This is a genomic window from Streptomyces sp. NPDC002643 (assembly GCF_053592555.1).
In genome coordinates this window covers 63,337-75,825 of the sequence record NZ_JBSFVY010000030.1, presented here as the reverse complement: position 1 = coordinate 75,825, position 12,489 = coordinate 63,337, and the positions used below count along the sequence as shown (strand labels likewise).

Here is a 12,489-nt window from a genome sequence, read left to right as displayed (position 1 = left end):
CGGTGCTTTTCCGCGCCACGGTTCTACGCGTGTCACATCGCCAACGTCCCGCCCCCGAGCAGGCGTTATACGACCAGGTGGTCGAACTCGCCGTCCTTGACGCCCAGCAGCATGGCCTCTATCTCGGCACGGGTGTAGACGAGCGCCGGGCCGTCCGGGAAGCGGGAGTTGCGCACGGCCACGGCACCGCCGGGCAGCCGCGCGAACTCCACGCAGCTCCCCTGCGAATTGCTGTGCCGGCTCTTCTGCCAGGCCACCGCGTGGAGCTCGGTGAGCTCCGTCGCGGCCATGCCGTTGTACACGTCGTTGTACACGTACTCCACGCCGTACACGTCGTGGTCCACAGGTCGCTCCCCGGGTGGTGCAGTGGTGTGCCTTGGTGTGCTTCGGCTCTGGTGTGGCCAGTGATGCGAAGGTCAACTGCCCCGGATCATAGCTTTGTTCACGTGCCGATGCATGGGCGGATGCAAATGCGTATGCATGAGCAGATGCACGTGCACGAGGCGTGGTCCCTCGATTACGGCCCTTGGGACACCCTTGACGGGTACTGGAGAGACGTATGAGGCGCCGTTTGTGTTCCATCGGGCGCGGCACGGTGGCACGGCCCGCCCCGAGATTGGCGAAAAACGAACGGCCCCGGGGAGGTGGTGGGTCCTCCCCGGGGCCGGGTGGGGGGTGGCGGTCCGCGATGCGTCGCGGTGCCGCCGAGGGTGGGTTCAGCGGGTGGAGTACGGCAGGAGGGCCATCTCCCGGGCGTTCTTGATGGCGCGGGCCAACTGGCGCTGCTGCTGGGCGGAGACGCGGGTCACCCGGCGGCTGCGGATCTTGCCCCGGTCGGAGATGAAGCGCCGCAGGAGATCGGTGTCCTTGTAGTCGATGTATGTGATCCCGGCCTGGTCCAGCGGGTTCGGGCGGGACTTGGCGGGCTTGCGCTCGGGTTTGCGGGCCATGGGTCAGACCTCCAGGAAGGTGTCGAAGGGGCGCGGCAGCCGTTCCCAGGCGTCGCGGCCCGCGGCGTACTCGGCGTCGGTGAGCAGACAGGACTCCAGGAGCCGTTCGAGTCCGTCGCGGTCCAGGCCGGGTGAGGTGAAGACGAGGTGCTGGCAGCGGTCGCCGTGTTCCGGGTGCCAGTCGAGGGCGGCCGCGGCCCGGCGGATCGGCGGGACCAGGTCCCAGGCCGCGTCCGGGAGCGAGGCCAGCCAGGGGCCGACCGACTCCACGCACAGGGCGCCGCCTGCCGCGTCCCAGTGCAGAAGGGTGTCGGGGCGTTCGGCCAGCCAGAAGCGGCCTCTGCTGCGGGCTGCGGCGCAGCAGAGGTCTTCGAGGGCTGCGTAGAGGCGTTCGGGGTGGAACGGGCGGGTTGCGTGCCACACGAGGGTGGCTACGCCGTTTTCGTCGGCCTCGGTGGGGAGTAGGGCGGAGGCAGGGTGTTGGGCTGCGGCGGCTGCTTCTACGTCGAAACCGGAGAAGGCCGCGATTGCGAGGGCGCGCCGTGGGGGGTGGGGTGCGTTGTCGGGTGCGGGTGTGTTGTGGCTGGTCGCGCAGTTCCCCGCGCCCCTGACCATCGTGCCCGTGGCCTCTTCCGAAGACTTGCCCGAGTTGATCGCAGAGTTGTCGGCCTCTTCTTGCTCGCGTGCCTCGAACCAGGCCGACCACGCCTCCGCCGAGTCGCTGTCCTGCGGGGCCTCAATGGGCACCCTTCTCGCCGTCGGGTGGAGTTGGGCCAGCAACGCCCTGTCCTCCTCGTCCGCATCCTTCGAGTCCAGTACGGCCAGGATCGGGGCGTACTCCAGTTGGCGGGCGAAGGTGTCGGCGACGGTGCGCTGGTCGGTGGGGGCGGCGGCCAGGCCCGCTTCGGCGAGGTCGTCGCCGTTGCCCAGGTAGGGGAGGAGGAGGGCCGGGTCGACGGCGGTGATGACCGAGGTGAGGTGGAGGCCGCTCGCGGCGATCACCTCGGCCATGGCCTTCGGTTCGACCGAGTCCCAGAGTTCGACGACGGCGAGGCGGGTGAGGCCCGCGTCCGCCAGGCGTTCCAGTTCGGGGACCAGGTCCTCGCGCAGGGCGCAGCAGGCGCAGTCGTTGACGAGGGGGGCCTCGCCGGTCGAGATGGGGCCCGCGGTGTCCCGTATCGTCCGTACGACCTTGCCGTCGGTGGCGGTCGACAGGTCGTGGTGCAGCGCGACGCTGCCCGGGACCCCGGCGAGCAGCGCCTCGACGGCGGCCCGCCGGGCATCGGCGTGCAGACCGCCGACGATCGCGACAGACAGCTTGGTCACGTCCGTCAGCCCCGCTTCTTCCCGGCGCCGTACCGCTTCTCGAACTTCTCCACGCGGCCCGCCGTGTCCAGCACGCGCGCGGTGCCCGTGTAGAAGGGGTGGCTGACGTTCGAGATCTCGACGTCGACCACGGGGTACGTGTTGCCGTCCTCCCACTCGATGGTCTTCTCGCTCGTCATCGTCGAGCGGGTGAGGAAGGCGTGGTTCGCGGCACGGTCACGGAAGACGACCGGGCCGTAGGAGGGGTGGATGTCCTTCTTCATCGTCGGTCAGCGCTCCTCTCGGAAGTCGACGTGGCGGCCCGCCATCGGGTCGTACTTGCGCAGCGTCAGCCGGTCCGGGTCGTTCCGGCGGTTCTTGCGGGTGACGTAGGTGTAGCCGGTGCCGGCCGTGGACCGGAGCTTGATGACCGGGCGGAGTTCGTTGCGTGCCATGCCTGGTACCTTACTGAAAATGAATTCCATTTACATCACTCGACCGAGAGAGGTGCATCACCCTTGTCCGCCCACTGCATGCTGACCGGCGCCCAGCCCGGCTTCGGCCATCGCATCTCGCACTCCCACCGGCGTACGTCCCGGCGGTTCGACCCGAACATCCAGTCGAAGCGGTACTGGCTGCCGAGCGAGAACCGGTATGTACGGCTCCGGCTCAGCGCCAAGGGGATCAAGACCGTGGACCAGATCGGCGTCGAGGCCGCCGTCTCCCGTATCCGCGCTCGGGGGGTGCGGGTCTGATGGCGAAGAAGAGCAAGATCGCGAAGAACGAGAAGCGGCAGGAGATCGTCGCCCGGTACGCCGAGCGGCGGGCCGAGCTGAAGGAGATCATCCGGCGGCCGTCCACCACCGACGCCGAACGGGCCGCCGCCCGGCGGGAGTTGGACCGTCAGCCGCGTGACGCCAGCGCCACGCGCGTACGGAATCGGGATCAGGTGGACGGGCGGCCTCGCGGCTACTTCCGGACGTTCGGGCTCTCCCGGGTGAGTCTGCGGGAGCAGGCGCACGCCGGGTATCTGCCGGGGGTGCGGAAGTCGTCCTGGTAGAGCCCGGTAGAGGAGGTGTGGAGGGCGAGGAGGAGTGCGAGTGAGGGGGTGAGGGTCACTGGGGGCGCCCAGCGAGGGCTGGTAGCTTGCGGCTGTCGTTGCGGCGACCGCATCCGGCCAGACCTTTGGGAGAGCTCCAGTGACTACGGCGAAGACGGCTAGGACCCTGACGAGGGCGGGCTCCGCCAGGCGGGGCGTGCGGGTCGTGGCCGTGGCGGCCGGGCTGACGGTCGCGCTCGCGCTGACCGGGTGCAGCAGTGACGACGGCGGCACCGAGGCCAAGGAGTCGGCCGCCCCGTCGGCGACGTCGGACAGCGGGAACGGCGACGGCGGCACCGGGGGCTCCTCCGGCGCCGAGACCGAACTGCAGGGCAACTGGCTCGCCACCACCGACGGCCAGCCGGTCGCCCTGTTCGTCAACGGCGCCGAGGCGGCGGTCTTCGCGGGCACCTCGGTGTGCAGCGGCAAGGTGACCGACGAGGCGAACATGCGGATGCTGGGCCTCAAGTGCACCGACGGCAGCAAGGACCGCACCGTCGGCATGGTCGACTCCGTCACCGCCAAGTCGCTCACGATCACCTGGGAGGGTGACGTCGGCAAGGAGACCTTCCAGAAGACCGAGGGCGCGCTCCCGTCGGGCCTGCCGACGGATCTGCCTACGGCGACCCCCGGGTCGTAGATCATTTGTTGTACGGGCCGCGGGACCTGCGGGTGCCGCGGCCCGTATGTGCACACCCCCTGTGCACGCCCCCACCCCTCGGCCGCGACCGCGGCCATGAACTCCCCGGGAACACACTCCATGCGCACCGCATCCATCGCCACCGCCGCCGCTCTGCTCGCTGCCCTCACGCTCACCGCCTGCAGTGGGGGCGGCGACGACGGGGACGGGGGTGGTTCGGGCGAGGCCGACTCCGGCAAGAACACGAGCGGCTCCGTCGCCGTCTGTACGACTGCGGACGTCGGCATCGAGGTCGGGCCCAGCAGTGCCGCGCCGGCCGCCGGGGACGAGGGTGCCGTGCCGGTGACGGTCACCAACAGCGGCGACGCCGCCTGCGTGCTGAAGGGCATCCCCGCTGTCGAACTGGCCGCCGGTGACACCTTCTGGAAGCTCCAGCCGCAGGACGGTGCCGCGGAGGACGCCGAGCTGAAGCTGGAGGCGGCGGGGACGGCGACCTTCTCGATCTCGTATGTGCGCGGGGTCGCGGGCGACACGGCGAAGGGGGCGGCGGTGGACTCGCTGAAGGTCACCCTGCCCGGCAACAGCGAGGTCAAGAGCTTCGAGTGGCCCGACCCCGAGGTCGCGATCAAGTCCGAGGACGAGTTGGATGCGACGGTGGGGCCGTTCCTGCCGGCCGGAGACTGATCACGCGGACTGATCACGGGGACTGATCCATCGCGGGCTACGGCAGCCGGGGGCGGGCCCTGACCTGCGCCCGGTCCGCCGCTGCCGCGCCCTGGTGCCAGCCGGCCGCGTCGCTGACGCCCCGGACGCGGGTGGTGACCGTGTCCGGGAACATCCGCGTGAACTGGTCCCGTACGGCGACGTCGCGAGCGGCGAGTACGGGGAGCAGGTCGGCCGTCGCGTCCTCGGCGCCCGCGCCGGTCCCGGTCCCGGTCCGCTTCTCCGCGACCTGGGCTTCGGCGACCTCGGCCAGGCGGTCGCCCATGCGGTGGGCGTAGGCGGCGAGGAAGGACTGCCGGAAGGTCTTGGTGCGCTTGCGGCCACCCTTGCGCTGTGCGGCCTCCGCCTTCGTCATGGCGGTGGTCGCCTGGACGAGGAGGGAGGTGTAGAGGAGTTCGACCGCTTCCAGGTCGGCCTCGAAACCGACGACCGTGGAGAAGCCGAGGGGTTCGTTCCAGACGGCCTCGCAGCGGTTGGCCCGGGCGACCGCGTCGAGGAGTACGGCCTTCGCCGTCTCGTAGGGCGCGTCGACGCCGATACGGCAGGCGCTTGGGGCGTCCTTGGCGTGCGTACGGGCGGCGAGCAGCGCCTCGTCGATGCTGTGCCGGGCCATCAGCTCCTGTGCCTTCGCGCTGAGCGCCTCCGCCTCCTGGGGGAAGCCGGTCGCCTCCGCCTTCGCCAGCAGCGCGCGGATACGGGTGAGCATGCGGGACTCGGGGTGGCCGCCGCCGTGCGGGGCCGTGGGGGTGCCGTGGGGGCGGTCGAGGGGTTCGAGGGTGGGGAGGCGGAGGAGGAGGCGGTAGAGCTGGAGGGTGGTGGTGGCCTGGGAGAAGCGGTCGGGTTGGGGGGTTGATGAGCGTTCGGCGTCACCACCGGCCAGGGTCCTGATCTCGTCGAGCTGGGTGGACCAGCGGGGGCTCGGCGGTGGTGTGCCCTGGGCGTCGCCGCCCCTGGCGCCGTGCTCGTCGGTGATGAGCCTCGCGACCAGGGCTACGTGTGCGTCGTCCAGCTCGCGCCGCACGAACCGTACGACGTCGGCGGGCTGCCAGCCGCGCCGCCAGGCCCCCGCGACGAACTCCCGCCCCCGCCGGGCGACTTCCGGGTCGGCGTCCGGGTCGGCGGCCAGCAGCGAGGCGCCCGTGTCGAGGGCGTCGTCGGTGTCGGCGTAGAGGGCCGCTTCGAAGGCACGGTCGACTGTGGGGGGCGTACCGCTGCTACCGCTGGTGCTGCTCACGTCCTCGATCGTGTCATGGGGCGGGGGCCCGCCCCTTGGCAGGTCCGGGGCAGGTGGGTAGGGCTGGGCATACCCCCGGGACACCCTCTGGTGGTCGTGTGCGGGAGCGCCCTCGGCGGTTGGCTGGGGGCATGGTCACGACAGGGATGGAAACGGAAGAGGCCTCCGGACGGGCGGCCGTGCGGGTGCGGGGGCTGCGGCGGTCGTACGGGGAGGTCGTCGCCCTCGACGGGGTGGATCTCGACTTCGCGAGGGGGAGTTTCACCGCCGTCATGGGGCCCTCGGGGTCGGGGAAGTCGACGTTGTTGCAGTGTGCGGCGGGGCTGGACCGGCCGTCGGGCGGGACGGTGAGCGTCGACGGGGTCGAGCTGGGTGGGATGAGTGAGCGGAGGCTGACGCTGCTGCGGCGGGAGCGGATCGGGTTCGTGTTCCAGGCCTTCAATCTGCTGCCCTCCCTCACCGCCGCCCAGAACGTCGCCCTTCCGCTCCGCCTCGCCGGGCGGCGGCCCTCCCGGGGTGCGGTGCGCGAGGCGCTCGGCCGGGTGGGGCTCGCCGAACGTGCCGGGCATCGGCCGGACCGGCTCTCCGGCGGCCAGCAGCAACGGGTCGCTCTCGCCCGCGCCCTGATCACCCGCCCCGCCGTGCTCTTCGGCGACGAACCCACCGGCGCCCTCGACACCACCACCAGCCGTGAAGTGCTGTGCCTGCTCCGGGAGTTGGTGGACGGGGAGGGGCAGACCACGGTCATGGTCACCCATGACCCGGTGGCCGCCTCGTACGCCGATCGGGTGATCTTCCTCGTGGACGGGCGGGTGAACGGGGAGTTGGCCCGGCCCTCGGCGGAGCGGTGGCGGCCAGGGCGTCGGCCGAGGTGGCGGGGAGGGTGTCGTGCTGACGTTGTCGTCGTTGCGGACCCGGTGGGCCGCGTTGCTCGGGGCGTTCGTCGCGGTCGCGTTGGGGGTCGGGGTGATGACCGCCATGGGGCTGGGGCTCGCGGCCTCCCTCGATCCGCCGGCGCGTGCGCCGGAGCGGTTCCCCTCGTCGCCCGTCGTGGTGGCGGGCATCGACACGCTGACGGTGGAGGTCGAGCGGGGATCGGGCACCACACTCGTGTCCAAGAAGCTCGCGCGTCCACATCCTGTGGACGCGGGGCTGATCGCCGAGTTGCGGGAGCTGGGGCCGGTACGGACGGACGAGCGCGCCGCCGCTCGGGGCGCGGGCGGTGCGGCCGGTGTCGGTGCGGACGCCGTCGGGGTGGACGCTCCCGTCGAGGAGGTGCGGGGCGTCGTCGGGGATCGGGCGCGGGTGTTGACCGGGGACGATCGGCGGCGGGTCGATCCGTCGTACGAGCGGGACGAGGAGGCGCTCGTCGCCGTCAACTCGCTGCTGGGTACGGCCGCGGGGGTCACCGGGTTCGTGTCGGTGTTCGTGACGGCGTCGACGTTCGCCTTCGTGGTGGCGCTGCGGCGGCGGGAGTTCGGGCTGCTGCGGATGGCGGGGGCGACGCCCGGGCAGGTGCGGAGGCTGTTGCTGGGTGAGGCGCTGGCGGTGGGGGCCGTCGCGTCGGTCGCCGGTTGTGCGCTGGGGGCGTGGGGGGCGCCTCTGCTCGTACGGGAGTTGGTGGACGGTGGGGTGGCGCCGTCGTGGTTCGCGGTGCCGGACGCGGTGGTGTGGCCGTACGGGGTGGCGTTCGGGACGGGGGTGGCGGTGGCGTTCGCCGGGGCGTGGGTCGCGGCACGGCGGGCCGGGCGGATCGGGCCCGTCGAGGCGTTGCGGGAGGCGTCGGTGGACACGGGGGTGCTGCCGAGGTCGCGCCGGGTGATCGGGGGCGCTCTGCTGGTGGGCGGGCTCGGGCTGCTGGCCTGGAAGGTGGGGGCCGAGCCGGCCGAGCTGTTGAAGCGGAAGACGTACACGACGCAGCCGATGGTGCTGATCACGGCCGTGGCGGCGCTGGCACCGGTGGTGGTGCGGCCCTTCGTACGGCTGGTGGGGGCGGCTCTGCCCGGGGCGGCCGGGTTGCTCATCCGTGAGAACGCGGCGACCTCCGTACGACGGACCGCCGCCGTCGCCGCGCCCGTGCTGGTGACCGTCGCGCTGGCCGGTTCGCTGCTGGGGTCCGCCCAGACGGTGGCCTCGGCGAAGGCGGGCGAGGCGGAGCGGCGGACCGGGGCGCAGTTCGTGGTCACCGGGGAGGAGTCGGGTGGGGTGGACGGCGTCCAGGGTGTGGGCGGTACGGGGGCGGTGTGGGTCTCCTGGTCGGCTTCCACCGCCGTGTTCGTGAAGGAGGAGGGGACCGCGCTGGTGCGGTCCGAGGGGCGGGCGGTGGGTGATGTGGAGGCGTTCGCCGCCGTGTCGCGGCTGCCGGTGGTCGACGGTGACATACGTGATCTCGATGACCGTTCGATCGTCGTGAACGAGGAGTGGGAGCGGCACGAGGTCGGTGAGTGGGTGTCGGTGTGGCTCGGGGACGGGCGGCCGGTGCGGTTGCGGATCGTGGCCGTGCTCGCTCGGGGGACCGGGGACAACGGGGTGTATGTGACCGCCGCCAACGCGGGTGGGGGTGTGGTGGACCGGGGTGAGGTGCGGGTGGAGCGTGCCGAGGATCGGGGTGCCGTCGCGGGGGCGCTGCGGGCGGCCGTGGGTGAGGGGAGGGTGTGGGCCGCGGAGGAGTGGCTCGCCGCGCGGCGGCCCGGGGCCGGGACGCAGACCCGGCTCGGGTTGTTCGTGGTGCTGGGGATCGCCCTTGTGTATACGGGGATTTCGTTGGCCGGGACGTTGTTGATGGCCACGGCGGCGCGGGGCGGCGAGTTGCGGTCGCTGCGGCTGGCCGGGGCGACGCGGGGGCAGGTGCTGGTGGTTGTGGTGGGCGAGGCGGTGGTCGGCGTGGCCGTGGGGGCGGGGTTGGGGGTGGCCGTGGGGGTGGTGAACCTCGGGGCGCTGGCCGGGGCGTTGGGGATGCTGTCGGCGCCGGTGGGGGTGGCTGTGCCGTGGGGGGTGGTGGGGGTTTGTGTCGGGGGGTGTGCGGTGGTTGCTGGGATTGTGGCTGGGTTGGGGGTTGAGGGGTTGGGGCGCCTAAGGGGTGGGGGGAACTGACGGGGTGCGACTGCGGGTCCGTCGTGGCTGGTCGCGCCCACGCGGCGGAGCCGCAAATCGATACAGCCCCGCACCCCTGAAGAAGCGGGCTGCGCCCTGCTTCTTCAGAAAACCTGTCGCCCGGCGCTGTGCCGAGCACCCAGCATCAAGCGCATGGTCGACACTTCTCTCTACTTGGCGTTTCTCGTCGCGGCTTTCGCTCTCTGTGTGACTCCGGGGCCCGACATGATGTTCATCGTGGCCGTCGGCGGGCGGGGCGGGCCGGCGGCCGGGGTGATGGCCGCGGCAGGTGTGGCGAGCGCGATGCTGGTGCACTCGGTGGCCGCGACACTGGGGCTTTCGGCGCTGTTCGAGACGTTGCCGGTGCTCTACTACGTGCTGCGGTGGCTGGGGGCCGCGTATCTGCTCTACCTCGCGGTGAAGGCGTTCCGGGACCGGTCGGTGCCGGGTGAGGGCGACGACGGTCTCGATGGGCCGAGCACTCTCGTCGGGGCCTCCGCCCGGCGGCGGCGCGGGCTGCGGCGGGCCTTCTGGCAGGGCGCCGTGACCAATCTGCTCAACCCCAAGGTGATCCTCTTCAACGTGGCGTTCCTGCCACAGTTCGTGGACCCGTCCCTCGGGCATGTGCGGGGGCAGTTCCTGCTGCTCGGCGTCACGATCGTGGTGATGGGCCTCCTGTGGGACGGCGCCATCGGGCTGCTCTCCGGCCGGCTCTCCCTCCTGCTGCGGCGCAGCCGCCGGGTGGCCCGTGGGCTGAACGTCTTCACGGGGACCGTGTTCGCGGGGCTGGCGGTGCGGTTGGCGGTCTCGCCGAAGTGAGCCCACTTGTCAACCCGAGGTTGACACCCCGGGGGTGTCAACCTACGGTTGACATATGACGGCCAACCCACGAGTCACGGCTTCCGTGCGTCTCGACGACCTCATCGAAGCCATCAAGAAGATCCATCCGGAACCACTCGACCAACTCCAGGACGCGGTACTCGCCGCGGACCACCTGGGTGATGTGGCCGACCATCTGATCGGCCACTTCGTGGACCAGGCGCGGCGCTCGGGCGCGTCCTGGACGGACATCGGCAAGAGCATGGGGGTGACCCGGCAGGCGGCCCAGAAGCGATTCGTGACCAAGGCCGAGGCGGACATCGACCCCGACCAGGGGGGCTTCAGCCGGTACACGCCCCGGGCCCGCAACGTGATCATGGCCGCGCACAACGAGGCGGCGTCCGCGCGGAACGGCGAGGGCGTCCCGACGCATCTGGTCCTCGGGCTGCTCGCGGAGCCCGAGGGGCTGGCGGCCAAGGCGATCGTCGCGCAAGGGGTGACGCTCGACGCCGTACGCCAGGCCGCGACCGCCGCACTGCCCCCGGCCGTCGACAAGGTGCCCGAGCTGATCCCCTACGGCTCCGACTCCAAGAAGGTCCTCGAACTCACCTTCCGCGAGGCCCTGCGCCTCGGCCACAACTACGTCGGCACCGAACACCTCCTCCTCGCCCTCCTGGAGTTCGAGAACGGAGAGGGCGTACTCAGCGGCCTGGGCGTACGCAAGGACACCACCGAGGCCAACGTGGCGGAGGCCCTGCGGGCGCTGACGGAGGGGCAGGAGGGGGAGGGCGGGGCGTAACGGGGCCTCGCCCTCACGTTCCCCGCAGAGCGCTCCCCAAGTGACGGGCAGCGCACTCCCCGAGCCGGAAATCCGCTGGTCATGGGGCGTTGTCAGTGGGTGGTGCCACACTCGCCCCATGACCGACCGCTGGGCTCTCGCGGCGGCCGAGGACGGTGGCGTGGAGGTCGTCGCCCTCGGCCGGGACGGGCTGCCCGCAGGGCCGGTGGAGCGGGAGGCGGATCTCGCGACGGCCGTGCGGCGGCGGCCGGGTGTGGGGCGGTGGGTGTGGCGGGCCACCGCCGAGGTGTACCCCGTTCTGCTCGCCGCGGGCATCCACGTGGAGCGGTGCTATGACGTCGAGGCCGCCGAGAGCCTGTTGCTGGGGCATGAGGGGCGGCTCGGTGAACCTCGTTCCGCTGCCGCCGCCCTCGCCCGGCTCCGGGACACGGCGGTGCCGCCGGACCCGCCCCTGCGGTCCGCCGACCCCGGGGCCCAGCCCTCCCTCTTCGAGCCCCGGCCCGTCCACGTTCCGCTCACCGACCTCGTGGAGGTGTACGCCGACCAGCAGCGGCGGCTTGACGCCACGGCCCACCCGGAGCGGATGCGGCTGCTGACGGCGGCCGAGTCCGCCGGGATGCTCGTCGCCGCCGAGATGAACCGCGCGGGACTGCCCTGGCGCGCGGACGTCCACCGCGAGGTCCTCACCGAACTGCTCGGCGAGCGGTACGCGGGCGGCGGTGAGCCACGCCGACTCGCCGAGCTGGCCGACGAGGTGTCGCACGCCTTCGGGCGCCGGGTGCGGCCCGATCTGCCCGCCGATGTCATCAAGGCCTTCGCCCAGGCCGGGATCAGGGTCCGCTCCACCCGGCGCTGGGAGATCGAGGGCATCGACCACCCCGCCGTGAAGCCCCTCCTGGAATACAAGCGGCTGTATCGCATCTGGGTCGCCCATGGCTGGTCCTGGCTGCAGGACTGGGTGCGGGACGGGCGTTTCCGGCCCGAGTTCCTCGCGGGCGGCACGGTCACCGGCCGCTGGGTCACCAACGGCGGGGGCGCCCTGCAGATCCCCAAGGTGATCCGCCGGGCCTGTGTCGCCGACCCCGGCTGGCGGCTGGTCGTCGCCGACGCCGACCAGATGGAACCCCGCGTGCTGGCCGCCATCTCCCGCGACCCCGGCCTCATGGAGGTCGCCGGACGCGGCACCGATCTCTACCAGTCCGTCTCCGACCGCGCCTTCTCCGGCGACCGCGACCAGGCCAAACTCGCCGTACTGGGTGCCGTCTACGGGCAGACCTCCGGGGACGGCCTCAAGAACCTCGCCGCACTGCGCCGCCGCTTCCCCAAGGCCGTGCGGTACGTCGACGACGCGGCCCGCGCGGGTGAGGAGGGGCGGCTCGTACGGACCTGGCTCGGCCGTACGTGCCCACCGGCGGCCGGGGGCTCCGACGACGCCACCGAGGAGGCCGGCCTCCCCCAGGCCGAGGCCGACGACCCCGGAGACCGGCAGCAGGGGCAGGGGAGCGAGTGGGTGCCCGGGTACGCCTCCGCCAACTCCCGCGCGCGAGGCCGTTTCACCCGTAACTTCGTGGTCCAGGGCAGCGCCGCCGACTGGACGCTGCTCCTCCTCGCCGCCCTGCGCCGCGCCCTCGCCGGCATGTCCGCCGAGCTGGTCTTCTTCCAGCACGACGAGGTGATCGTGCACTGCCCGGAGCACGAGGCCGATGCCGTGGTCGCCGCCATCCGCGAGGCGTCCGAGCTGTCGGCCCGCCTCACCTTCGGCGAGACACCGGTACGGCTGCCGTTCACCACGGCGGTGGTGGAGTGCTATGCCGATGCCAAGTGAGG

At 72.1% G+C, this 12,489-nt stretch carries 14 protein-coding genes and 1 pseudogene; 9 read left to right on the top strand and 6 right to left on the bottom strand.

Annotated elements, in window-relative coordinates; genetic code table 11:
• Positions 1-65: 65 nt before the first annotated feature.
• From ACWD4G_RS34945 to rpmG, 5 genes are all read right to left on the bottom strand, one after another.
• Positions 66-344 carry a DUF397 domain-containing protein gene (locus ACWD4G_RS34945; RefSeq protein ID WP_451300725.1) on the bottom strand — a complete coding sequence of 93 codons (279 nt, stop codon included), beginning with the start codon at positions 342-344 and terminating at the stop codon, positions 66-68.
• Between the two features lie 372 nt (positions 345-716).
• Entirely contained in the window at positions 717-950 is a 234-nt protein-coding gene (rpsR, locus tag ACWD4G_RS34940) for a 30S ribosomal protein S18 (RefSeq protein ID WP_451300723.1), read from the bottom strand.
• A 3-nt stretch (positions 951-953) separates the two neighbouring features.
• A complete protein-coding gene (locus ACWD4G_RS34935) occupies positions 954-2,276 on the bottom strand; it encodes a CobW family GTP-binding protein (protein ID WP_451300721.1) in 1,323 nt (440 codons plus the stop codon).
• Positions 2,277-2,281: 5 nt separating this feature from the next.
• Entirely contained in the window at positions 2,282-2,539 is a 258-nt protein-coding gene (locus ACWD4G_RS34930; protein WP_451300719.1) for a type B 50S ribosomal protein L31, read from the bottom strand.
• 6 nt (positions 2,540-2,545) lie between these two features.
• Entirely contained in the window at positions 2,546-2,710 is a 165-nt protein-coding gene (rpmG, locus tag ACWD4G_RS34925; protein WP_052836384.1) for a 50S ribosomal protein L33, read from the bottom strand.
• Between the two features lie 63 nt (positions 2,711-2,773).
• On the opposite strand from rpmG, the gene rpmB reads away from it, so the two are divergent.
• The 4 genes from rpmB to ACWD4G_RS34905 all read left to right on the top strand — a co-directional run bounded on the left by rpmB (position 2,774) and on the right by ACWD4G_RS34905 (position 4,678).
• Positions 2,774-3,010 carry a 50S ribosomal protein L28 gene (gene rpmB, locus ACWD4G_RS34920; protein WP_451300717.1) on the top strand — a complete coding sequence of 79 codons (237 nt, stop codon included), beginning with the start codon at positions 2,774-2,776 and terminating at the stop codon, positions 3,008-3,010.
• Positions 3,010-3,315, top strand: coding sequence for a 30S ribosomal protein S14 (gene rpsN, locus ACWD4G_RS34915; RefSeq protein WP_451300715.1), 306 nt, complete (start codon positions 3,010-3,012; stop codon positions 3,313-3,315). Before rpmB ends, rpsN begins: the two co-directional genes overlap by 1 nt.
• Before the next feature lie 139 nt (positions 3,316-3,454).
• Positions 3,455-3,994 (top strand): hypothetical protein, encoded by a 540-nt coding sequence (locus ACWD4G_RS34910; protein WP_451300713.1) that lies wholly within the window; start codon positions 3,455-3,457, stop codon positions 3,992-3,994.
• A gap of 120 nt (positions 3,995-4,114) precedes the next feature.
• The gene (locus tag ACWD4G_RS34905; protein ID WP_451300711.1) at positions 4,115-4,678 is read left to right on the top strand and encodes a DUF4232 domain-containing protein; all 564 of its coding nucleotides are present in this window, start codon (positions 4,115-4,117) and stop codon (positions 4,676-4,678) included.
• A gap of 37 nt (positions 4,679-4,715) precedes the next feature.
• Here the strand turns inward: ACWD4G_RS34905 and ACWD4G_RS34900 are convergent, their stop codons facing one another.
• Complete coding sequence (locus tag ACWD4G_RS34900) at positions 4,716-5,960, bottom strand: DUF2786 domain-containing protein (RefSeq protein WP_451300804.1); 1,245 nt, start codon at positions 5,958-5,960, stop codon at positions 4,716-4,718.
• A gap of 137 nt (positions 5,961-6,097) precedes the next feature.
• Here ACWD4G_RS34900 and ACWD4G_RS34895 point away from each other — a divergent pair.
• The 5 genes and pseudogenes from ACWD4G_RS34895 to ACWD4G_RS34875 all read left to right on the top strand — a co-directional run.
• Positions 6,098-6,796 (top strand): annotated as a pseudogene (locus tag ACWD4G_RS34895) (ABC transporter ATP-binding protein); the annotation flags it as partial.
• 43 nt (positions 6,797-6,839) lie between these two features.
• On the top strand, positions 6,840-9,044 hold the full coding sequence (locus ACWD4G_RS34890; RefSeq protein WP_451300709.1) for an FtsX-like permease family protein: 2,205 nt from the start codon (positions 6,840-6,842) through the stop codon (positions 9,042-9,044).
• 153 nt (positions 9,045-9,197) lie between these two features.
• Positions 9,198-9,863, top strand: a complete 666-nt coding sequence (locus tag ACWD4G_RS34885; RefSeq protein ID WP_451300707.1) for a LysE family translocator — start codon at positions 9,198-9,200, stop codon at positions 9,861-9,863.
• A gap of 55 nt (positions 9,864-9,918) precedes the next feature.
• The gene (locus ACWD4G_RS34880; protein ID WP_451300705.1) at positions 9,919-10,662 is read left to right on the top strand and encodes a Clp protease N-terminal domain-containing protein; all 744 of its coding nucleotides are present in this window, start codon (positions 9,919-9,921) and stop codon (positions 10,660-10,662) included.
• Between the two features lie 118 nt (positions 10,663-10,780).
• Entirely contained in the window at positions 10,781-12,487 is a 1,707-nt protein-coding gene (locus ACWD4G_RS34875) for a bifunctional 3'-5' exonuclease/DNA polymerase (protein WP_451300703.1), read from the top strand.
• Positions 12,488-12,489 lie beyond the last annotated feature (2 nt).

Excerpts from the sequence above, each read along its gene's own strand:
- rpsR (WP_451300723.1), bottom strand. The coding sequence starts at position 950 with ATGGCCCGCAAACCCGAGCGCAAGCCCGCCAAGTCCCGCCCGAACCCG.
- ACWD4G_RS34885 (WP_451300707.1), top strand. The coding sequence starts at position 9,198 with ATGGTCGACACTTCTCTCTACTTGGCGTTTCTCGTCGCGGCTTTCGCT.
- rpsN (WP_451300715.1), top strand. The coding sequence starts at position 3,010 with ATGGCGAAGAAGAGCAAGATCGCGAAGAACGAGAAGCGGCAGGAGATC.
- ACWD4G_RS34880 (WP_451300705.1), top strand. The coding sequence starts at position 9,919 with ATGACGGCCAACCCACGAGTCACGGCTTCCGTGCGTCTCGACGACCTC.
- ACWD4G_RS34930 (WP_451300719.1), bottom strand. The coding sequence starts at position 2,539 with ATGAAGAAGGACATCCACCCCTCCTACGGCCCGGTCGTCTTCCGTGAC.
- ACWD4G_RS34905 (WP_451300711.1), top strand. The coding sequence starts at position 4,115 with ATGCGCACCGCATCCATCGCCACCGCCGCCGCTCTGCTCGCTGCCCTC.
- rpmG (WP_052836384.1), bottom strand. The coding sequence starts at position 2,710 with ATGGCACGCAACGAACTCCGCCCGGTCATCAAGCTCCGGTCCACGGCC.
- ACWD4G_RS34875 (WP_451300703.1), top strand. The coding sequence starts at position 10,781 with ATGACCGACCGCTGGGCTCTCGCGGCGGCCGAGGACGGTGGCGTGGAG.